Raw genomic sequence first — 22,289 nt, 5'->3', positions numbered from 1 at the left:
GGAAAGAAGGAAGTATATGGAAGCCATTTATCAACGTGATTCGGATAAAGATGGACTAACTGATGCTCAAGAATTAGCACTAGGAACCAATCCTCTTAGCGCAGATTCTGATGGTGATGGTCGTTCAGATTTAGTGGAAGTAGAAGAAGGAACCAATCCCTTAGAAAAGGATATTCAAGACATAGACCAAACAAGTATAACTGAACCGTCCTCGGTATTTATGGAAATGAAACAAAAGATTTCAGATATGATGGAGAGTCACTACAAGGAATTTATACAGGCTCTGATTAGTATTGAAACAGGGATTGAAAACCAACAAGACCTAGAAGACTTATATACTTACTACATGAGAACGGATGCCGTTTCTCTTTTGTCTAGTGATTTAGAAACCAGTCCTCAAGAGGTTGAAATGGAGATAGAGTTGTAGGGGAATCATGTGATTCTCCTATTTTCGTATAGATGAAAGGAGCGAGTATGGAAGTAATGCAATTATTGGCTATGTTTCGTGGAACAATTCCAAAAGATAGGGAGAAAATGGACCTATTTCTTCGTTATCAAGCGCAACATTTTGATGATAAATGGCAGGATTTGGTAGAGAGTTTTTTGACTGAAGAGGGCAAGATAGAAGAGATACCTCATGTCTATTCGTTTCATCAAGACATTGTTTCTTTTCTAGAGGCCAGTTCTGAAAATAATGACCAAGATCTAGAAAGTTACACAAGAAATTTTGGACAAGCAGGTCTAAGTAAATTATCTCAATTAAGTAATTTTGAGAAAAACTTGGTGCTAGAAGTCGCAACCTATAATCTTTCCACTCGATTTTACATCCAATCTGAAAAAGAAAAACTAAAACAACTAAGTGAGCTTGTATTTCATCAGAAACAGGATGTCAATTTAGTCAATGTCTATCGGGTTGCGAATAATCTATCTGACCGCATTAGTAGAGATATAGAGGAGTTTCTTCTAATGGTTGATTCCAAAGAACTAAAAAAAGAGGTTCTTGAGATTCATTTTGAAGAAAAAGAAGAAGATGTTCTAGCCTATTTGGGTTCAGAATTGATGGCTACTTTAGATACCGTTACGGATCTTGTCCATCATGAAGAAAACTACACACAACTCCCACTGACACAAAAACTGAAGATTATTACTCATTTTGATGAAGTAAAGGCTATAAGAGAAAAGTCTAAGCAAGTAACGGAAGCGGTCTTACCTTTAGATAATATTGACCAGGTAGAAGAAAATGTGGAAGTTCATTCCCTATCTAAAGTAGATAAAATTGTAGAAGAAGCTTTGAGGGAATATCCAATCAGTTCACAAGTAAGTTATAAAGGACAAGTATTTCAGTTGGTTTCGATTGAAAATGCACAGTTAAATGACTTAGTTCGCCTAGAGCTATTCAATGATTCCAACCAGTTATTTGAAGAAAATCCTATCTTATACTTGAACAGTTTGAAAGAGATTGAACAAGTATTGTCTCTCGTAGAACTTGAAAAAGAAGATTCAGAGATTGAGATTGATTCATCAAGTGAAAATCAGGAAATAGATTTGTTTTCCTACCTGGAAGAAGAAAATGAAAATGAAAAGGAAACAGAAACGCTTATTGTAGGCATAGAAGAGACGGATGTCCCTGTTCAAGATTTTGTTTTTCCAAATGATTTAGAGGACTTTTATCCTAAGACAAATCGAGAAAAGATTGAAACGAATATCGCCGCTATTGAACTTGTTAAAAGATTAGAAAAAGAGGGACGACAAGCGAATCCAGAAGAACAAGAATTACTAGCCAAGTATGTTGGATGGGGTGGTCTTGCCAATGAATTTTTTGATGAACTCAATCCAAAGTATGAAACAGAACGTTTAACTCTCAAGAGCTTAGTAAGCAAATCAGAATACTCGACCATGAAACAAAGTTCTCTCACAGCCTATTATACAGACCCAATGATTATTCGCCAGATTTGGCAAAAATTACTGGATGATGGTTTTGAGGGAGGAAGGATATTAGATCCTTCTATGGGGACTGGGAACTTCTTTGCGGCAATGCCTAGAAGTATACGAGAGAAATCAGAACTCTATGGAGTTGAATTAGACAGTGTGACTGGTGCAATCGCAAAACAACTCCACCCCAATACCCATATTGAAGTGCGAGGATTTGAAGAAGTTCCCTATCAAAATAATAGTTTTGATTTAATCTTAACGAATGTTCCATTTGGAAATTTTCGCATTGCCGATAAAAACTATGATAAACCTTATATGATTCATGATTACTTTGTCAAACACTCACTTGATTTAGTAAGAGATGGAGGACAAGTTTCGATTATCTCATCTATTGGCACAATGGATAAGCGGACAGATAATGTTTTACAAGAGATTAAATCCAACACTCATTTTTTAGGGGGAGTTCGTTTGCCGGATACGGCTTTTAAAAAGATTGCAGGTACTCGAGTGACCACAGATCTCCTCTTCTTTCAAAAGGATCAAGCAAAGAATCTTAATGAGGAGGAACTTGTCTTTAGTGGCTCTATTCCCTTTGAGGAGGATAAGCGTGTCTGGATCAATCCTTATTTTGATGGGAAATACAATACACAAGTTTTGGGTGAATATGAGGTACGCAATTTTAATGGAGGAACTCTCAATGTTAAGGGGGAATCAGAAACATTAGCTACTGACATTATGGAAGCATTAGAGAATGTGGAGGCACCTAAACCAATTGACAATTCTTTGAAAGAACCTATTTTTATCCAAGAAAAAGTGGATCATTCTATCCCAAGTCGTATTCGTGAGAACTTAGCGCTCTATTCTTTTGGATATGAGGGAAATCAAATTTATTACCGAGATACGCATGGCATTCGGAAAAGTTCAAAAGTAGACGAAATTAGTTATTATGTAGACGAGAAGGGAGATTTTAGATCCTGGGACAGTTCTTTATCTGAACATAAAATAGATCGATTCGTGCAACTTCATTTGACAGATGAGGAAGCACTAGATGTATACAGGTCAGAAGAAGCGAGTAAAAGAGGGAAATATAAGGGACTGTTCAAAAAAACTGTCTTTTATGAAAGCCCCTTATCGGATAAGGATATTAGTCGGATTAAGGGAATGGTTGATTTAAGAGAGACCTATCAATCCTTAATTGAAATTCAACGCCATCAAGACTATAGTCGGACAGATTTCCAAGTATTACTTAGTAAACTCAATCGTGACTATGACCGTTTTGTAAGTCAATTTGGATACTTGAATGCTTCAGTCAATCGGAACTTATTTGATAGTGACGATAAGTATTCTTTACTAGCAAGTTTAGAAGATGAATACATTGATTCAAAAGATCAAAAAGTAAAATATAAAAAATCTTTAGCTTTTGAGAAAGCATTGGTTAGGCCAGAGAGAGTGATTACAAGAGTTTCAACGGCTTTAGATGCCTTAAACTCTAGTTTATCGGATGGTAGAGGGGTTGATTTAGATTATATGGTATCAATTTACCCTGAACATAGCCAAGCTGCTATTTTAGATGAGTTAGGAGACCAGATTTTAATGGATCCAGAAAGCTATTTAAGAGGGGAAAGAAAATACCTTTCTAAGAATCAGTTTTTATCAGGAGATATTCTCAACAAGATAGAAGTAGTTCAACTATTAGTAGAGGAAAACAACCAAGAATGTGACTGGTCCCATGCTTTAGATTTGTTAGAATCTGTTCGCCCTCCACGGATTCATCTGGCAGATATTGAGTTTAAAATCGGTTCACGTTGGATTCCTCAATCCGTTTATGGTAAATTTGCCTTTGAATGTTTTACCAATCGTGAATTTGAATTGTCTTCGTCAGAGGTTGCACAGGTCATTGAAGTGAATCCTGTTGATGGGCAGGTTCATTTAAGGACATCATTTGCTTATCGCTATCCAAGTGCCAAAGATAGTAGTCTTGGAGTCAGTGGCTCACGTTATGATACAGGAAGAAAGATTTTTGAGAATTTACTTAATTCGAACCAACCGACGATTACCATGACTGTTACGGAAGGAGAAAAGAAAAAGACCATCACAGATTTGGAAAAAACCTCTGTTTTAAGAGCAAAAGAGCAGCATTTACAAGAACTCTTTCAAGACTTTGTCTCACGGTATCCAGAAGTCCAACAAGTTATTGAAGAAAGCTATAATCGTCTTTATAATCGAACGGTTAGTCGAGAGTATGACGGTAGCCATTTAGTTATTGATGGCTTGGCTCAAAACATTAGTCTTCGTCCTCACCAAGAGAATGCCATTCAAAGAATCGTAGAAGAAAAAAGAGCCTTATTAGCTCATGAGGTAGGTTCAGGAAAGACCTTGACCATGCTTGGTGCTGGGTTTAAATTAAAGGAGTTGGGGATGGTTCATAAGCCCTTGTATGTAGTACCTTCTAGTTTATCTGCTCAATTTGGCCAAGAAATCATGAAATTTTTCCCTACTAAAAAGGTCTTTGTGACCACTAAGAAAGATTTTGTGAAGGCGAGAAGAAAACAATTTGTGTCACGTATTATTACAGGAGATTACGATGCCATTGTCATTGGGGATTCTCAATTTGAAAAAATCCCTGTCAGTAAGGAAAGACAGATGAATTATATCGAGGATAAACTCAATGAACTACGAGAGATTAAAACACATTCTGAAAATAAGTATACCGTTAAAGAAGCAGAACAATCAATAAGTGGTCTTGAGAGACAATTGGAAGAACTGCAACGCTTTAATCGTGATAGTTTTATTGATTTTGAAAACTTAGGAATTGATTTTCTCTTTGTGGATGAAGCACATCACTTTAAAAATATTCGTCCAATTACTGGACTTGGGAATGTAGCAGGGATTACCAATACAACCTCTAAGAAGAACGTGGATATGGAAATGAAGGTTCGACAGATTCAGGAAGAACATGATTGTAAAAATATTGTCTTTGCGACAGGAACACCTGTTTCCAATTCTATTAGTGAGTTATATACTATGATGAACTATATTCAACCAGATATCTTAAAACGCTATCAAGTTGATTATTTTGACTCTTGGGTAGGTGCTTTTGGAGAAATTCAAAACTCTATGGAATTAGCTCCTACAGGGGATAAGTACCAACCTAAGAAACGATTTAAAAAGTTTGTCAATCTACCTGAGTTGATGAAAATCTATAAAGAAACAGCCGACATTCAAACACAAGATATGTTGGATTTACCTGTACCAGAAGCCCATATTATCCCTATTGAGAGTGAGTTAACTGAAAACCAGAAACTCTATTTAGAAGAATTAGTTATGAGGTCAGATATGGTCAAATGTGGAACAGTTGATCCGAGTCAGGATAACATGTTAAAGATAACAGGTGAGGCACGGAAACTAGCAATTGATATGCGTTTATTGGACTCCAGCTATAGTCTAGCAGACAATCATAAACTGCTTCAGGTAGTGGATAATGTTGAGAGAATTTATCGTGAGGGAATGGAAAATAAGGCTACTCAGATGATTTTTTCAGATATTGGCACACCTAAGAAAAAGGATAATGGCTTTGATGTTTATTCTGAGATTAAGGCATTATTAGTTGATAGAGGAATCCCTAGTAAGGAAATTGCCTTCGTACATGATGCCAATAGTGATGAAAAGAAGAATAGTTTGTCTCGAAAGGTCAATGCAGGAGAGGTGCGGATTCTCCTTGCCTCAACTGAAAAAGGAGGAACAGGTTTAAATGTTCAGAGCAAGATGAAAGCAGTTCATCACCTGGATGTTCCGTGGAGACCAAGTGACATCCAGCGTGCGTCCGTAAAGGCGGTATAGTAAATCTACTCTTGGCAAAGTAGTAGGCGTGACCTTAATGCCTATCATCACCCAACTGACCTGTGAGGGAAACCAAACATCAGGGAACAAAGCACGTTGGGAAACTCATAAGTTGATGAGTTATCACATCACGACTGAATGAGGAGATGATAATGTAACAGATGTTACTGAGATAATTATAAGGATAAAATCTAAACTGATTGAAGGATAGTCTAAACGGTCTGTGTCGGGACTGTGAGGTAAGATAACTAAAATCCTCATACTATGGAACTTCATTATCACTGTTGAAGATAGTGAAGCAAAGGGATTCCATAGCGTATTCATAGTAAATGAAAACAGATGAACGTCCTATCCGATGAAATTATCAAGCTATGTTACTATACCAGCTAAACGGAGATTACCTAAGTCAAAACGCTTGTAAAAGCTATTAAACATAAGGTTTATGAATATTTGATAAGGTAACGGAGTTCCCATAGTAGTCCGAGCGTGTTAATGGCACGTACATGGCGAAGGGGAACAGTTTATAACATTAACATTATGGAAAGGAAGGTGTGTGAGACACCATGAGAAATCCTCAAAATGTGTTAAACAATCTAACAAAACACAGTAAAGATAAAAACTATCAATTTGAGCGACTGTATCGTTTGCTTTATAACAAAGAAATGTACTTAGTTGCCTATCAAACGATTTACGCTAACCCAGGACACTTGACACCTGGAGTAGACGAGTTGACGATTGATGGTATGAGTATAGCTAGAATTGACCAATTGATTGATTCCCTGAAAGATGAATCCTATCAGCCACACCCATCAAGACGAACCTATATTCCTAAAAAGAATGGGAAGCTACGTCCACTAGGTATTCCATCATTTGATGATAAGCTCTTACAACAGGTTATTAAAATGATTTTGGAAGCTATCTACGAGGGACAATTTGAACCCTCTTCCCATGGTTTTCGTCCGAATAAAAGTTGCCATACAGCACTTACTCAGATTCAGAAGACCTACACTGGAACAAAATGGTTTATTGAAGGAGATATCAAGTCATTCTTTGATAATATCAATCATGATGTGATGATTCACATTCTCCGAGAAAGAATTACTGATGAGCGGTTCTTACGCTTGATTCGTAAATTCCTCAATGCGGGATACGTGGAAGATTGGAAATTCTACAAAACCTACTCAGGAACTCCACAAGGAGGGATAATCAGTCCCATTTTAGCCAATATCTATTTGGATAAGTTTGATAAATATATGACGGATTATGTGAAGAACTTCTGCCAAGGGAAATACCGGAAACGTACCCCAGAATATCGCCAGAATGAGATAGAGTTGGGAAAAGCAAGAAGAGCATTAGAATATGTTTCAACGGAAAATCAACGACAAGAAGTTATCCAGCGTATTCGTCAATTGGAAAAGGAAAGAGTGTTAATTCCTCATAGTGATCCTATGGATAGTAGTTTTAAACGTCTAACCTACACCCGATACGCAGATGATTTTATCTGCGGTGTGATTGGCAGTAAAGAGGACGCTCTTCGCATTAAAGCAGATATTAAGGACTATTTGGAGGCAGTTCTCAAATTGGAACTCTCTGTGGAGAAAACCTTGATTACCAATGCGAGAGATAAAGCTAAGTTTCTGGGATATCATCTGTATATTCGCCAATCGAATTTAGCTAAGCGTGATTCGGCAGGACGATTGGTCAGAAATTATACAGGTAGATTAGTCCTAGAGGTTTCTATTGAAACAATTCGAGACAGATTACTGTCTTACGGAGCTATGAAAATGACTTATCATAGAGGCTACGAAGTTTGGAAACCAACGGCCCGTTATTTCATGAAAGATTGCGATGATTTAGAGATTCTAGAACGCTACAATGCAGAAATAAGAGGTTTTTATAACTATTATTGTATCGCTAATAACAGCTCTATCCTTCATCGCTTTAAGTACATCATGGAATATAGCATGTATAAAACTTATGCGACTAAATATCGTACGACTAAATCCCACATCATCCGTAAATATAAAAAGGATGGTCAATTTAGGGTACAGTATATTGGACGTAAAGGGGATACAATGACCCGTTATTTCTATAACGGAGGATTTAAACGTCAAAAGAAATCTTTCCTTGACAATGATAATTTGCCAAATACGGCGAAATATTTTAGTCGAACAAATTTAATTGATAGATTAAAAGCAAGCCGTTGTGAGTATTGTCAAGCGACCGACAGTTCCCTAGAAATCCATCATGTGAGAAAACTAAAGGATTTAAAGGGAAAGACTTTTTGGGAACGTTTGATGATTTCTAGACAACGGAAAACAATAGCACTGTGTAAAGATTGCCATAAGAAATTACATCATGGCAAGTTAGATTGAGTTTATAAACGGAGAGCCGTATACATTGAAAGGTGTACGTACGGTTCGGGGGCGAGTATTTGGAAACCTGCCGTAGTAATATGGTAAGGCGCTGGGTACTTAGCCTACAACGCAATGGACGTATAATCCGACAGGGAAATGAAAACAAGGAAGTAGATATTTACCACTATATTACCAAAGGTTCGTTTGATAATTATCTATGGGCAACTCAGGAGAACAAACTCCGTTATATTAAGCAGATTATGACTTCTAAGGAGCCGATTCGTGCTGCAGAAGACATTGATGAGCAGACTATGACAGCTTCGGATTTTAAGGCATTAGCAACAGGTAATCCTTATCTCAAATATAAGATGGAAATAGAGAATGATCTAACTCTATTAGAAAATCAAAGACGCGCCTTTCAACGCAGCAAGGATCACTATCGTCATACAATCTCTTACTGTGAAGAAAATATGCCCATTCTTGAGAAACGATTAAGCAAGTATGAAGGCGATATTCAACAGTCTGAAATATCGAAAGACCAGGCATTTTCTATGACGGTAGGTAAGCAAGCTTTTGATCAACGATCTGAAGCAGGGGAATCCTTACACCGTCTTATCCGTCATAATCAAGCTGACAGCAAAGAATTTCGAACCCTAGCAAGCTATCGAGGATTTGACATTAAAATGCTTAGTCTTCCAATAAATCAACCTCTTCCTGAAACCTTCTCTGTTAAGATTGTAGGAGAAAATCAATATTCTGTCAGTTTAGATTTGTATTCTCCTTTGGGGACAATTCAAAGGCTTCAGCATACGATTGATCACATTAAAGAGGACCAAGTGAAAACTCAGAACTTATTGGATGAATTAAAGGATAAATGGACTACTGCTAAGGTAGAAATTGAAAATAATTTTCCAAAGGAAGAGGATTATCAAACTAAAAAGGCCGAATACGATGTACTCGCGCCATTGATTGAAACAGAAACGGATTTAGATATTATTGATCAGGCCTTAAGACAATTCCACGAAAAAGGAAAAGAAAAAGAAGAACAACTTTCTTTTGAATTAGATTAAAAAATAGATATAAATAGCGGACAAGAAAAGAAAAGCGCGGTAGAATAAAGATAGAAAGAAACGAGGTAACAATTATGATGGAAGATACCTATTATCAGTTAGAAGAGGCCTTAATACAGGGATTTCAAACACCTGAAGAATATCAAGCCTACAAGGAGTTAAAGGAACATTATGAGGAAGTGACAGGGGATTACAGCTTTTCCAAACGAGAACTTACTAGCCAATTGGAAATCGCTCTTCAGAATCATCGAGGTGTGGACTTTGAAGAACATGAAAAAGAGGAGTATTTGGACTTAGTTCAAAAGCTAGAGGAATTTGATTCCTCTCTTGCCACCCATTATCGTCAATTGATTGACTAGAGAGGAGAAAGTCATGAATGATTTACTCCTTATCCCAGTAATTTTTTTAGCAGTAGGAGGAATTCTCATTCTTTTATGGAGACTCTTTCTTATTGCCAGTGGACTTTTCCTTATTGGTTTTGTCAGTTTTCTTATTTTCGTAGAGGTCTATGGAATTTATTTGTTCTTTACTGAACCTAGTTTATATTTTGATGATATCAGACAACATGGTTTAACTAGTTTTACGGCTGTGTACCTTTTCATCAATCTGATGTGGGTTCTAGGATTCAGTTGGCGCTTCATTAACTCAATGAATAAGGAAAAAATGTGAACTTTTTAGGTAGTTAAAAGACTTTATCTGAATCTAAATTCGGATAAGGTTTTTTATTTATGTGACTGATAGTATTAATCTCACTATCAGCCTTACAGGTTATTTAACGTTTCAGAAAAACTATAATGTCAAGATTAACTAAACAATATCTAATTCCTTCAAATAGTTTTCTATCTTCATCAACATTAAAGGATTGTTATAAATCTTACATAACTCTCTTGCTTCTATATAATAATTTTTGACTTGTTCTTTATCTAGAAATTTGGCTCCAGCATTTCCTACAAGAATAAGTAGGGGAGCCAGTTGGTAGCTTGTCTGTCTTTGTTTACAGAGTTCAATCGTCTCAAGAGCTTCTTGGATGGCTTCGTTATATTTTTCCTTTGATACTAGGTAGTGAGCGTAGTTGTAACGAACTCTGATGTAGCCAAATAAAAACTCTTGATGCTCAAAATTTTTTGTCTGATATAACTCCATTAAATGAAAGTAGTTTACCTCATATTCTTGTTCACAAATTCCTTCTGCAAGAGTTTGTTGGGAGAGTCTCAACTCTTTTCTTTTCAATCTGAATTTTTCAGCTAATGTAGTCATAAAAACAAAAAACCTTCCTAATTTATATTTGTCAATTATATATCATTTAGTTAAAGACGGCAAATATTTGCTCGATAAAATTACAAATAGAAATAATAAAAAAAGTTCAAAATATAATAAAAATACTTGACTGAATAATATACATATGTTAAAATAAAAACAAGGAAACAGAAAGGGGTTTCACGAATAAAGAAAAATCGTGGAATTCAAAAATTAGCTATATTAGTATTACTAGGTGTTTTTACGTTTAGTAACACAATTTCTTACCAACAGTTTGTTCAGATGAATAAACGATTGGAGATTCGAGTGCAATTACAAAAGAATTCCAATGGTCTTGATGTTGGGAAGGCAGATTGATTTCGTATTACTTTAAAATTCAACTATTTAGAGAAAGGTATTCTTATGAGAGCTTGTAACAATACCAGATAGATATAAGAATGGAGATGTTTGATAAAATGCTTTCATAGCTAACCAACTGTTGAAAATTATGAGTTACAAAATCTAAAGTATTTAAGATTGGTTTATAAAATTAGGTCTCTGCCTGTAGAAAGGAACGTGCAGTTAGAAAGGAGGAAAAAATAGGATACTATAATTCAGACTGAGATTTCTAATTAAAATATGTAGTTGCATTTCGCTCATTTTCATAATATTTCATTCAGAGGAGTAATAATATGTTAAAATTTAGAAAAGTAGTTGCATCATCCCTTGCCGTTTTGGCATGTAGTTTGGCTCTTCCTGTTTTGGCAGTTTCTCTCCATGGTGGCGAGTGGACCTATGGAGGCTATCATGATCCAAATAATTGGGGAGCATTTTCGAATTATTATCATGGTTCAGAGGATCACTGGGCCTATGTTGGAAGTAATGGACGTGACAATCAAAAAACAGCTTATGCAGGAGCACATAGTGCGGCCTATGCGTTTGTTAATACAAATTTTGGGGAGCAAGTTACATTTGATGCGGGATTGCAAGAATAATTGAAGAAGATTCTTTTATCAATAGTTTAGTAAGCTTGTTAGTTTATAGAGGGCAGGGGTATTTCTGCCCTCTATTTTAGAATAAGGAATGCACTATGAAAAAATTATTTATACTCATATCCAACCTGCTTGCTAGTTTGTTCTTTGTTTGGGTATTTACCATTTGGACTGATACATATGTCTCCCATTATTACCCCAACGTTGTTGTACGTGATTCTTCCCCTGAAACAACTTTTCAGCATGTTGCTACACGCTTGGAAAAACTAGCAGAAGAAACGGATAGCTTTATTGCGATTCAACACCAGGATCTTAACTCAGAAGGTACTCCAGTGTTTTCTTATACGACCTTTGGGAACGGAAAGTTGCCTGATGGGCTACAGGAAAAAAATCTAGAAGATGCTCAAAGTAGTAGTGTTGAAACAAACTATTTTGTATTCGATGGAAACCTAGATATTCACTTGCTAAGAGAGGAGCTAAGTCAACTTGGCTTGACTAACATGCACCTGATAATTCCATCTAAACTATCTACGTTAATGGCTATCTTTAGTAACGGATTTCAATTAATCGGTTTATTGATTTTCATCTTAACCTTTGGAGCACTGACTTTAATTAGTCAAATTAGCCAATTACGTTCGTCGGGCATTCGCCTCATTTCAGGAGAGAAACGGTGGTCCATTTTCCTTAGACCAGTTGGTGAGGATTTGAAAGGGATAGCTGTTGGTTTCAGTTTAGCTGGCGTGCTCGCCATTCTTATGCAAAAAATTCTGTCGCTTCCAACGCAATCCCTAATGACCATAGGAGAAGGCTTGCTCAGTTATAATCTCATCTTGTTGTCGGTCTCCCTGTTTTTCGCTCAACTCTTCGCAGTTGGAATAAAAAAGATACACTTGATGCAGATTATAAAAGGGCAAGTGCCTGTCAGAGGAATCATTAGTTTGATTTTAATCGGTCAACTATTAGCGATTATTATTGTAACGCTGGGAATAGGGAGTAGCTTAAAGTATTCCCAAGCCTGGCAACAGCATCGGATTGGACAAGAGGCTTGGAGCCAGGAAAGGCAACTGATTACCCTATCATTCAGCCGTGAAGGAACGAGTCCTGGTTTTGATGAACAAGCTCAAAGGAAACTCAGAACTTGGTATCAATTGATGGATCTGGCTGTTTCAGAAAAAAAGGCTTTCTTATCTAGACACCAGTTAATTGACCGTTCTTTGCAAAATGGCATGGCTTCCTCCAAAAACTTGACAACCTCTACAGAATGGCACGATTACAGCCCGAATGGCAATGTCCTTATCGTCACACCGCAATACTTGGAGCGTCAAAACATTCCTGTAGATACAACTATTGAGCAAAAGATGAATCACCTTGATGTAGGGGAGTTTGTCTTATTGCTGCCTGAACACCTCCGTTCAGAGGAAGAACATTATAAATCTGTTTTTGAAGACGACTTAACCAGTCGCGTGTCTAGTCGAGATGAACGACAGCAAATGACTGCTACGGTAGGTTATTTGGAATCAGGTCAGGATCGTTTTGTGTATAATACGACCCCTATTTCTTACCAGCAGTTTTTGAAAGATCCAATCATCATTGTTATAACACCCCAATCAACTGGTCCACAGTCCATTTTCTTTTGGGTAGACGCAGTACAGAACTACGTTCTCTTTAATCAATTGTCTGATGCCCAGGAGCTTATCCAGAGACAAGGCATTGAAAATTGGGTCTCAGAAATGCAAACAGGTTACCACAACTACATCACATTATTGGATAATATCCAGAGGGAACGTTGGGTAATGCTAGCAGGAGCTGTGCTTGGGATTGCAACTTCAATCTTGTTGTTTAACACTATGAATAGGCTCTACTTTGAAGAATTTAGACGTGCCATTTTTATCAAACGCATTGCAGGTCTAAGGTTCTTAGAAATCCATCGCACTTATCTCTTTGCTCAACTGGGTGTGTTTTTACTGGGATTTGTTGCGAGTGTATTTCTTATGGTAGAGATAGTAGTTGCTTTCATAGTCTCGTTACTCTTTACTGGTCTATCTCTTTTACAGTTACATGTCCAAATGCAGAAAGAAAACAAGATGTCCATGCTTGTTTTAAAGGGAGGTTAATATGATTGAACTTAAACAGGTGAGTAAATCTTTTGGAGAACGAGAGTTATTTTCGAATCTTTCAATGACATTTGAGGCTGGAAAAGTCTATGCCTTAATTGGTTCAAGTGGTAGCGGAAAAACAACCTTGATGAACATGATTGGGAAATTAGAATCTTATGATGGGACGATTTTTTACCGAGGTAAAGACTTGGCCAATTATAAATCGAGTGATTTTTTCCGTCACGAATTGGGCTACCTCTTCCAGAACTTTGGCTTAATTGAAAACCAAAGTATTGAAGAAAACCTTAAGCTAGGTCTCATTGGTCAAAAGTTGAGTCGGTCGGAACAGCGGTTGAGGCAGAAGCAGGCTTTAGAACAGGTCGGCCTGGCTTATCTTAACCTAGATAAGCGCATCTTTGAGTTATCGGGCGGAGAATCGCAACGGGTTGCCTTGGCAAAAGTTATCTTAAAGAATCCACCCCTTATTCTGGCAGATGAGCCAACAGCTTCAATAGACCCAGCAACCTCTCAGTTGATTATGGAGATTTTGCTATCTCTTCGAGATGATAATAGGCTAATCATTATCGCAACACATAATCCGGCAATTTGGGAGATGGCTGATGAAGTGATCACGATGGATCGTCTGAAATAAAAATCCTTGTTTTTAATTGCACGATGAGTTACTGAAATATTATAGTTGATTGAAACAAGAACAGGACAAAAGAGCCTCGTAAAAGGTATTGCAATTTGGTAATACCTTTTTGAGGTGCTTTTTGATATGAGCCCATGTTTTCTCAATAGGATTGTACTCAGGTGAGTAGGGAGGAAGAGGTAAAAGTTTATGCCCAAACTCTTTACACAAAAGTTCTAGCTTCCCCATTCTATGGAATCTTGCATTATCCATAATAATAACTGATGGTACATTTAATGTTGGTAAGAGAAACTTCTGAAACCAAGCTTCAAAAAAGTCGCTGCTCATCGTTTCTTCGTAAGTCATTGGAGCGATTAACTCACCATGATAACAAGAGCTTTCTCGAAATGGAGAAGCCTCCATCATCTGAATCAGAGCTAAGCGCTCATGTTGAGTATGTTTGTCTTGAATAGAAACATCTCTATACACTCCACTCGTCAAGTCGGATAGGGCATTTATTTGTATGAGATTATAGGATTTAACATCCGTTTGGGTTTAGACAGAGGTTTCTGTATCCATGGGATTTCGAGGAATACAGATATCACTCCCATCTGCAGCGAATATTGGGAAATCAGTGTTGAATGGAATAGGTGCTGTAAATTTTTTAAATAGGGCATAGAAAGCCTCAGGTTTTATTTGATAGCGTCTTTGAATAAAGGCTGAATTTGAAACTGTCAGTTTGGCATCTAGTAATTCTTTTGACAGTGATTTCCCTCCCATTCCCAGAATGGTACGAATCATGGTTTCTAGTGATAACCTTCTTTTACGAGTAAAGGCCTGTTCATCTTGTTTGACAAACTCAACTTTTTGACCAAGGATACTCTGAATACTCTTATTCACGTGGGCTGTTATTTGTTTTATCATGGCAAATACCTCCGTAACTCTAGTTTATCACATAAAAAAGAAACCCAAATACAGAATCGTATTTGAATTTCTTAACTTAATTATATTGGACTCTTCAGAGACTTTTTCTTGTGATAAAAGCTCCAAGTCATATCTGGTATTCTTGACCTAGTTTTTATAGAAAGAAGGTCTAAGATGTTAAATAAAGTCAAAACTAAAGCCTTAATTAGTGTTGGAGCAGTAGCCGCAACTAGCTTTATTCTCATGATGGGATATACTGCTGGGCAACATTCTACTGCTAAACAAAGTCGCAAAGAAATCGAATTGGCTGCAGCTAAACTTGTAGAGGACAAACAAGCAGAAGATAAAGCCAGCATTTTGTCATCGGATACTGTAAAAGAATTTTTAACACAGTACTATACGAAAGAAAAGCTCGGAGAAAATAATACACGCATTCAACCTTATATGACTGAATCGGCTTATTCTCAAGAATTGACAAGTCAAAACGATGCCATGAACCAAGTGTATAAGGACTATATTTTGGATTATCATTTTGAAAAAGCTGATATCTTTGTCAATCAGACTACGAATCAAGCCATTGCCATGGTCTCTTATAATGTAACCTATGTATCTGATTTAAAGAATGCCAACCAATCAAAGACCAATCAGACAGAAACCAGAACGGTTAAGTTGTCTTATTCGAAACTACCTGGTAAGTTATTGGTCAATCAAGTACAGGTTTGGAAATCTGGGTTAGATGATTTAGATAAGGTAACTCCTAAAACTTTAGAAGAATCATCATCTGTTCCATCACTGCCAAATACTACGACAAAATGATGATATTGCATGGAAATAGAAGAATGTAAGCAAATTTCAATTCTTGATGTAGCCAATCGTTTAGGTATCTCCTTTAAACAAGTTTCGAGCAGTGTCTATGAACATCCTGAACACGATTCATTTCGGATTTTTTCAACTACCAATACTTTTAAATGGTTTTCAAGAGATATTCAAGGTGATGTCATTGATTTTGTTCGACTTGTTAAGGGAATTTCCTTTAAAGAAGCTCTAGCCTTTCTTTCTGAAGAACCTTTTCAAAAAGAAGCTGTTCAAGAAAAAAGAGAGAGACCATTTTATTATCCTTTAAAGAGAATAGAAGATTCTAACTGTAGTCTGGCCAGATATTATTTAACAGAATGTAGAGGAATTTCAGAAGAAATCGTACAAAAGATGATACAACAAGGTTTGATAGCACAAACCAGCTGGAAGACAAATGAAACAGTTGAACCTGTTATTGTGTTTAAAAGCTTTGATCATCGTCATAAGTTGCAGGCAGCAAGCCTACAAGGGATTTATAAGAATCATTCTATCCCAAGAGAGAGGTTAAAAACGATTCTAAAAGGAAGCCATGGACATGTTGGAATATCCTTTGACATTGGTAAACCAAATAAGCTAGTCTTTTGTGAATCGTTCATCGACTTGATGAGCTATTACGAGCTGCATCAACAAAGTCTAACTGATGTTCGCTTGGTATCTATGGAGGGATTAAAAAGGTCTGTTGTTGCTTATCAAACTTTACGACTGATAGCTGAAGAAAATCAGAAGTTGGAATTCTTAGATACAGTAACACCTTCAAAGTTATTGCCTTTGATTAATACAATTCGTGATACCACCAGCTATTTTAATAATCATCCTGATTTATTGACCCTGGCAGTAGATTGTGATGATGCAGGAAAAGATTTTTCTGATAAGTTATATCAATCAGGATTTCCTGTTTTCCTGGATTTCCCTGATAATGAATCTGGGAAAGAAAAAGTAGACTGGAATGATGTCCTTAGAGAAAAGAAATCAGATTTACAATTGATAATCGAGACTGCAAAAGAGACATTGAGGAATCAACCAGTAAGACAAACCTCTCAATGTTTAGAATTGTGATAACAAAATCAAGATGTTTTAGCTAATATTAGAATGAAGGAGGATCGTATATGACCATTATTGAACGCTTAGAAGAAAAGGTCACTAGGCAAGAAAGCAAGGTAGCAAGAGAGACAGAAAAACTCGCTGCTTACAAAGAGCAACTGGAGACAGCGATGTTTGCGACGTTCAAAAGACGTCAAAGCATTAGTCACATGAGTTTTGAAGAAGCTCTTGACCATGCCTTTGGTAAAGAAAGACAATTCGATGATTCTGAATTTAGAAAGGATGAAATGAGTGAATGACAAAAGATTGGAATTTTAATCAACCATTAGAGAGTAAATCAGAAAATCAAGAAGATCCAGATAAAATTGCGGCCTTATTTGGAAATCATCAAGGAGGTAATGATGTAAATTATGAAGCAGCTTTTCAAAAGCGAAAACAAACACCTGTGACAGAATCAAATCCTAGTTCTAAACCCAAAGTTACAGAGGTTAGAACAGGAAAAGAGACAGATATCACTACAAGTTATCAGCAACATCTTAAAAGACTGATTGCGGATAACAATAGCGATATTCAAAGCAGTCAAAAGAAAATTGAAGAGCTACATATTTTGATTGACACAAAGAATCAAGATAATAAGAAATTGCAGTCCATTTATGATGCGATTTCGGAATTACACTAAGCAGTCTTAAAAGGCTGCTTTTTTTGAGAGGTTATAGATGTTTACAAAACTTTTTAAGAAAAACCAAGACAATAGTGATGTATTTAAGAAGCTAATTCATAGACTATCTGATATGTCTGTCCAAGATCTTGAAAAAATAGACCGACTGCTAGATATCATTTTCACTCCAGATCAAGGATCAGAACAACTAAAAACAGAAGCAACTTATAGAGAAGAAACTTTGGACGACACATTAAAGGAAGCTAAGAATCAACTTCATAAGGAACAATTAGAGAAGAATTTAGAGAGGTTTAGGAAAAATAGTCAATAACGCACCAAAATTGGTGCATTATGCTTTTTTATGCTATAATTGAATTATAAAAATAAAGGAGTTTGCCATGATTGGAAAGAACATAAAATCCTTACGTAAAACACATGACTTAACACAACCCGAATTTGCACGGATTGTTGGTATTTCACGAAATAGTCTGAGTCGTTATGAAAATGGAACGAGTTCAGTCTCTACCGAATTAATAGACATCATTTGTCAGAAGTTTAATGTATCTTATGTCGATATTGTAGGAGAAGACAAAATGCTTAATCCTGTTGAAGATTATGAATTGACTTTAAAAATTGAAATTGTGAAGGAAAGAGGTGCTAATCTATTATCACGACTCTATCGTTATCAAGATAGTCAGGGAATTAGCATTGATGATGAATCTAATCCTTGGATTTTAATGAGTGATGATCTATCTGACTTGATTCATACGAATATCTATTTAGTAGAAACTTTTGATGAAATAGAGAGATATAGCGGCTATTTGGATGGAATTGAACGTATGTTAGAGATATCTGAAAAACGGATGGTAGCCTGATGGAAATCCAAGATTATACTGATAGTGAATTCAAACATGCTCTAGCACGGAATCTTCGCTCACTGACAAGAGGAAAAAAGTCCAGTAAGCAACCTATTGCGATTTTACTTGGAGGGCAAAGTGGTGCTGGTAAGACAACTATTCATCGTCTTAAACAGAAAGAATTTCAAGGAAATATTGTTATTATAGATGGTGATAGTTTTCGTTCTCAGCATCCACACTATTTAGAACTGCAGCAAGAATATGGCAAAGATAGTGTAGAATACACCAAAGAGTTTGCGGAGAAAATGGTAGAGTCTTTAGTAACAGAATTGAGTCAATTAGGATACAATCTTTTGATAGAGGGAACTTTACGAACAGTTGATGTTCCAAAGAAAACCACACAACTCTTGAAAAATAAGGGATATGAAGTACAATTAGCCTTAATTACGACAAAGCCTGAACTGTCTTATCTGAGTACCCTTATCCGATACGAAGAACTGTACGCTATCAATCCAAATCAAGCACGTGCAACTCCAAAAGAACATCATGATTTCATTGTTAATCATCTAGTTGATAATACACGACAATTAGAAGAACTAGCTATCTTTGAAAGAATTCAAATGTATCAACGAGATAGAAGTTGTGTATATGATTCGAGAGAAAATACAACTTCAGCAGCAACAGTTCTTCAGGATTTACTGTTTGGGGAGTGGAGTCAGGTCGAGAAAGAGATGCTTAAATCTGGAGAAGAAAGATTGAAAGATTTAACTAATCGAAATGGTTTGTAGAGTTAGATTTTTAAAATAAAGTCTATTGGATCGTCAATTAAAAAATAACGATCCTTTTTTATACTCTCTATTTTCTTCTTCTTCATATTTTTTCAAAAGTTTTAGCATTCTTCAGTGATGATTTCTTGTAGTTTATGATTATTTTAAATCCTGGGTGTTATTAAACTCTTGATTTTTTCAAGAAGCTATGGTATTCTTTTGTTAGTTAATAAACTTACAAAGGAGAAGAGATGTTTTCACCTACTAAATTAAAAGAAAAAAGAGAGAGTCAAGGCTTATCTCAATCTCAACTTGCTTCTAGTTTAGGAATTAGTAGAGCTTCATACTTTAATTGGGAATCAGGTAAAACAAAACCGAATCAAAATAATCTAAGCAAATTGAGTGAGATTTTTAATGTAGACCCTCGATATTTTGAATCAGAGTTTGAAATAGTAGAAACCTATCTCAAGCTAACTAAAAAGAATCAAAAAGCAACACTTCATTATGCTACAGAATTGTTGAACAAACAGAATGCGAAGGTTGTAGAAATTCCTGAGCGTTTTGCTTATAAAGTTTACGAAAAATTATCAGCTGGTACGGGAACAGCTTACTTTGATGATGGTAATTACGATACAGTTTATTTTAATCGTCAATTTGATTATGACTTTGCATCGTGGGTATCTGGTGTTTCTATGGAACCAACTTATAAAAATGGTTCTGTAGCCCTTATTAAGCAAACAGGATTTGACTATGACGGGGCTATCTATGCGATAGATTGGGACAGTCAAACCTTTATCAAGAAAGTTTATCGTGAAGAAAATGGGCTTAGATTAGTTTCACTCAATCGGAACTATCCAGATAAGTTTGCGCCTTATGATGAGAATCCTCGCATTATAGGGAAAATAGTTGGGAACTTTATGCCTTTAGAGGACTAAGTATGAGTTGGTTTGATTATAATCTCGAACCTCAAAGTGACATTGCCTTTATTGATATGAAATCTTTTTACGCAAGTGTAGAATGTGTAGATAGAGGATTACACCCACTTAAGACTTCGCTTTGTGTTATGAGTCGTGCAGATAATTCTGCTGGTTTAATTCTTGCTTCCTCTCCTATGTTTAAAAAGGTCTTTGGAAAGTCGAACGTTGGACGTTCCTATGATTTACCTTTTGATGTAAAGACTCGCAAATTCTCTTATTATAATGCTAGAAAGCAAGGTTTACCGACAACGATAGATTATGTTCGTTATATAGAGGAATGGGCAAAATCAACTGTGATTGTTCCTCCGAGAATGGATACTTATATTGCTGTCAATATGGATATTCAAAAAATCTTTCAAGATTTTGCGGCATCAGACGATATCTATCCCTACTCAATTGATGAAGGATTTATTGATTTAACCAGTTCATTAAATTATTTTGTGCCTGATAAAAGTATTAGTAGGAAAGATAAATTAGATATTATTTCGGCGGCCATTCAAAAAAAGATTTGGAGAAAAACAGGAATCTATTCAACGGTAGGTATGTCTAATGCCAATCCCTTATTAGCTAAGTTGGCACTTGATAATGAAGCTAAAAAGACTCCGACAATGAGAGCCAATTGGTCCTATGAGGATGTCGAAAAGAAAGTATGGACTATTCCTAAAATGACAGATTTCTGGGGAATTGGAAATCGCATGGAGAAAAGATTACATAATTTAGGTATCTTTTCGATTAAAGAATTGGCTCAGGCTAATCCTGACTTGATTAAAAAAGAGCTTGGGATTATGGGACTAGAGTTATGGTTTCATGCCAATGGGATTGACGAAAGCAACGTTCATAAACCTTATAAGCCAAAGTCAAAAGGGATAGGGAACTCTCAAGTTTTACCAAAAGATTATATTAAACAAAGAGATATTGAGATCATACTTCGTGAGATGGCAGAACAAGTTGCAGTTAGATTGAGAAGATCTGGTAAAAAAGCAACAGTAGTTTCTATACATCTAGGCTACTCTAAAGTGGAACAAAAGCGTTCTATCAATACTCAAATGAAAATTGAACCAACTAATCAAACAGCACTACTGACAAACTACGTTTTAAAGTTATTTCACACTAAATATACTTCAGGAGCTATCAGGAATGTTGCGGTTAACTATTCTGGTTTAGTGGATGAATCCTTTGGATTGATTTCATTATTTGATGATATTGAGAAAATAGAAAAAGAAGAAAGGCTCCAGTCCGCAATCGATGCTATTCGAACAGAATTTGGGTTCACTTCACTATTGAAAGGTAATGCCCTAGATCAAGCTTCTAGAACAATTGCTAGAAGCAAACTCATTGGTGGTCATTCAGCTGGAGGATTAGATGGACTAAAATGATGAATCGTTCTTATTTACCTTTTGAGTCTGCCCGAGTATATCAGGATCGTGGCATGGCTAAGTGGATGGGCTTCTTTTTATCAGAACATTCCAGTTCTCTTTGGGCAGAAAAAAATAAAGAAGATATCTCCATTTCCCTATCATTGGAAGAGAAAGTTCTATTTGTTCGTCAACTTTATACGAATGTATTCCCTGCAACTTTTGTTTTTAAGTTTTCTAATCAAAGAAAAGTAGTATCAGGTATTGTTAAAGAGATTGGAAAAGAGTTTATATCTATAAAATCAGACACTGGTTTTCTTCGATTAAAATGGGAAGATATACTCGATATACAGATAGAAGGGGAGGAATTACATGAATCGTAAAGAATTATATGATGATAAATTACAGCTAGATTATTTTTCAGATTCTTATTTACAGTTTGAGTCAGATTTTTACAAGTATTCAGCTTTAGATATACCATTAACATTTATCACAGATGATATTTTACGCACAATGGCTATGTCTCAAAAACATTATTTTAAACTTAACAAAAGTAAATCTTTAGACGGTCGTGATCATTACTTTGTTTTTTCTATCAAGATGAACAAAGACAGTAGTGGTATTAGACAGTATGAATATCAGAGACATTGTTTTAATTTGTAAGAGTCCGACAGGGCTCTTTTTTCTGTGATAATTTTATC

The 22,289-nt window shown here is 36.1% G+C and carries 20 protein-coding genes and 4 pseudogenes; 21 read left to right on the top strand and 3 right to left on the bottom strand.

Going from position 1 to position 22,289, the window contains the following annotated elements; all coding sequences use genetic code 11:
- The first annotated feature begins 16 nt into the window (after positions 1 to 16).
- The 6 genes and pseudogenes from TZ90_RS04005 (at position 17) to TZ90_RS03980 (ending at position 9,868) form a co-directional block, all read left to right on the top strand.
- On the top strand, positions 17 to 427 hold the full coding sequence (locus TZ90_RS04005) for a thrombospondin type 3 repeat-containing protein (protein ID WP_045611586.1): 411 nt from the start codon (positions 17 to 19) through the stop codon (positions 425 to 427).
- Positions 428 to 474: 47 nt separating this feature from the next.
- Positions 475 to 5,769 (top strand): annotated as a pseudogene (locus TZ90_RS04000) (SNF2-related protein); the annotation flags it as partial.
- Positions 5,770 to 6,335: 566 nt separating this feature from the next.
- Entirely contained in the window at positions 6,336 to 8,147 is a 1,812-nt protein-coding gene (locus TZ90_RS03995; protein ID WP_045611583.1) for a reverse transcriptase domain-containing protein, read from the top strand.
- 107 nt (positions 8,148 to 8,254) lie between these two features.
- A pseudogene (locus tag TZ90_RS03990) lies at positions 8,255 to 9,199 on the top strand (DEAD/DEAH box helicase family protein); the annotation flags it as partial.
- A gap of 74 nt (positions 9,200 to 9,273) precedes the next feature.
- Complete coding sequence (locus TZ90_RS03985) at positions 9,274 to 9,558, top strand: DUF5962 family protein (RefSeq protein WP_045611578.1); 285 nt, start codon at positions 9,274 to 9,276, stop codon at positions 9,556 to 9,558.
- A 13-nt stretch (positions 9,559 to 9,571) separates the two neighbouring features.
- Positions 9,572 to 9,868: a DUF5966 family protein gene (locus TZ90_RS03980; RefSeq protein WP_045611576.1), complete on the top strand. Its 297-nt coding sequence runs from the start codon at positions 9,572 to 9,574 to the stop codon at positions 9,866 to 9,868.
- A 138-nt stretch (positions 9,869 to 10,006) separates the two neighbouring features.
- Here TZ90_RS03980 and TZ90_RS03975 read toward each other — a convergent pair.
- Positions 10,007 to 10,375 (bottom strand): annotated as a pseudogene (locus tag TZ90_RS03975) (transcriptional regulator); the annotation flags it as partial.
- A 267-nt stretch (positions 10,376 to 10,642) separates the two neighbouring features.
- Between TZ90_RS03975 and TZ90_RS10595 the strand changes: the two are divergent.
- From TZ90_RS10595 to TZ90_RS03955, 4 genes are all read left to right on the top strand, one after another.
- The gene (locus tag TZ90_RS10595; RefSeq protein ID WP_045612557.1) at positions 10,643 to 10,813 is read left to right on the top strand and encodes a PhrA family quorum-sensing system peptide; all 171 of its coding nucleotides are present in this window, start codon (positions 10,643 to 10,645) and stop codon (positions 10,811 to 10,813) included.
- A gap of 314 nt (positions 10,814 to 11,127) precedes the next feature.
- Positions 11,128 to 11,430, top strand: a complete 303-nt coding sequence (locus TZ90_RS03965) for a lactococcin 972 family bacteriocin (protein ID WP_045611574.1) — start codon at positions 11,128 to 11,130, stop codon at positions 11,428 to 11,430.
- A 95-nt stretch (positions 11,431 to 11,525) separates the two neighbouring features.
- Positions 11,526 to 13,541: a bacteriocin-associated integral membrane family protein gene (locus TZ90_RS03960; protein ID WP_045611572.1), complete on the top strand. Its 2,016-nt coding sequence runs from the start codon at positions 11,526 to 11,528 to the stop codon at positions 13,539 to 13,541.
- Position 13,542: 1 nt separating this feature from the next.
- Positions 13,543 to 14,175, top strand: a complete 633-nt coding sequence (locus TZ90_RS03955) for an ABC transporter ATP-binding protein (protein WP_045611571.1) — start codon at positions 13,543 to 13,545, stop codon at positions 14,173 to 14,175.
- 39 nt (positions 14,176 to 14,214) lie between these two features.
- On the opposite strand, the pseudogene TZ90_RS03950 reads toward TZ90_RS03955, so the two are convergent.
- Both TZ90_RS03950 and TZ90_RS03945 read right to left on the bottom strand, forming a co-directional pair.
- A pseudogene (locus TZ90_RS03950) lies at positions 14,215 to 14,541 on the bottom strand (transposase); the annotation flags it as partial.
- A gap of 168 nt (positions 14,542 to 14,709) precedes the next feature.
- Positions 14,710 to 15,078: a hypothetical protein gene (locus TZ90_RS03945; protein ID WP_080890726.1), complete on the bottom strand. Its 369-nt coding sequence runs from the start codon at positions 15,076 to 15,078 to the stop codon at positions 14,710 to 14,712.
- 174 nt (positions 15,079 to 15,252) lie between these two features.
- Between TZ90_RS03945 and TZ90_RS03940 the strand changes: the two genes are divergently transcribed.
- From TZ90_RS03940 to TZ90_RS03890, 11 genes are all read left to right on the top strand, one after another.
- Positions 15,253 to 15,894 carry a hypothetical protein gene (locus tag TZ90_RS03940; protein WP_045611569.1) on the top strand — a complete coding sequence of 214 codons (642 nt, stop codon included), beginning with the start codon at positions 15,253 to 15,255 and terminating at the stop codon, positions 15,892 to 15,894.
- Positions 15,895 to 15,903: 9 nt separating this feature from the next.
- Positions 15,904 to 16,989: a toprim domain-containing protein gene (locus tag TZ90_RS03935; RefSeq protein WP_045611568.1), complete on the top strand. Its 1,086-nt coding sequence runs from the start codon at positions 15,904 to 15,906 to the stop codon at positions 16,987 to 16,989.
- A 50-nt stretch (positions 16,990 to 17,039) separates the two neighbouring features.
- Positions 17,040 to 17,273 carry a DUF5965 family protein gene (locus tag TZ90_RS03930; RefSeq protein WP_000152419.1) on the top strand — a complete coding sequence of 78 codons (234 nt, stop codon included), beginning with the start codon at positions 17,040 to 17,042 and terminating at the stop codon, positions 17,271 to 17,273.
- A complete protein-coding gene (locus tag TZ90_RS03925) occupies positions 17,270 to 17,653 on the top strand; it encodes a DUF5945 family protein (RefSeq protein ID WP_045611566.1) in 384 nt (127 codons plus the stop codon). The genes TZ90_RS03930 and TZ90_RS03925 overlap by 4 nt, the downstream gene beginning before the upstream one ends.
- 37 nt (positions 17,654 to 17,690) lie before the next feature.
- Positions 17,691 to 17,963 (top strand): hypothetical protein, encoded by a 273-nt coding sequence (locus tag TZ90_RS03920; RefSeq protein WP_037612719.1) that lies wholly within the window; start codon positions 17,691 to 17,693, stop codon positions 17,961 to 17,963.
- A gap of 67 nt (positions 17,964 to 18,030) precedes the next feature.
- Positions 18,031 to 18,507, top strand: coding sequence for a type II toxin-antitoxin system antitoxin PezA (gene pezA / locus TZ90_RS03915; RefSeq protein WP_000579619.1), 477 nt, complete (start codon positions 18,031 to 18,033; stop codon positions 18,505 to 18,507).
- Positions 18,507 to 19,277 carry a type II toxin-antitoxin system toxin PezT gene (gene pezT, locus TZ90_RS03910; RefSeq protein WP_045611565.1) on the top strand — a complete coding sequence of 257 codons (771 nt, stop codon included), beginning with the start codon at positions 18,507 to 18,509 and terminating at the stop codon, positions 19,275 to 19,277. The genes pezA and pezT overlap by 1 nt, the downstream gene beginning before the upstream one ends.
- Before the next feature lie 230 nt (positions 19,278 to 19,507).
- Positions 19,508 to 20,191, top strand: coding sequence for a LexA family transcriptional regulator (locus tag TZ90_RS03905; RefSeq protein ID WP_000492697.1), 684 nt, complete (start codon positions 19,508 to 19,510; stop codon positions 20,189 to 20,191).
- Between the two features lie 2 nt (positions 20,192 to 20,193).
- Positions 20,194 to 21,609, top strand: coding sequence for a Y-family DNA polymerase (locus tag TZ90_RS03900; RefSeq protein WP_045611563.1), 1,416 nt, complete (start codon positions 20,194 to 20,196; stop codon positions 21,607 to 21,609).
- The gene (locus tag TZ90_RS03895) at positions 21,606 to 21,971 is read left to right on the top strand and encodes a hypothetical protein (protein WP_000981955.1); all 366 of its coding nucleotides are present in this window, start codon (positions 21,606 to 21,608) and stop codon (positions 21,969 to 21,971) included. The genes TZ90_RS03900 and TZ90_RS03895 overlap by 4 nt, the downstream gene beginning before the upstream one ends.
- Positions 21,961 to 22,251: a DUF5960 family protein gene (locus TZ90_RS03890; protein ID WP_001080184.1), complete on the top strand. Its 291-nt coding sequence runs from the start codon at positions 21,961 to 21,963 to the stop codon at positions 22,249 to 22,251. Before TZ90_RS03895 ends, TZ90_RS03890 begins: the two co-directional genes overlap by 11 nt.
- Positions 22,252 to 22,289 lie beyond the last annotated feature (38 nt).

Source organism: Streptococcus mitis (assembly GCF_000960005.1).
In the GTDB taxonomy this organism is placed as follows: Bacteria; Bacillota; Bacilli; order Lactobacillales; family Streptococcaceae; genus Streptococcus; species Streptococcus mitis_CK.
The sequence above is the reverse complement of the archived record's forward strand: the minus strand, read 5'-3'. Positions and strand labels throughout refer to the sequence as shown.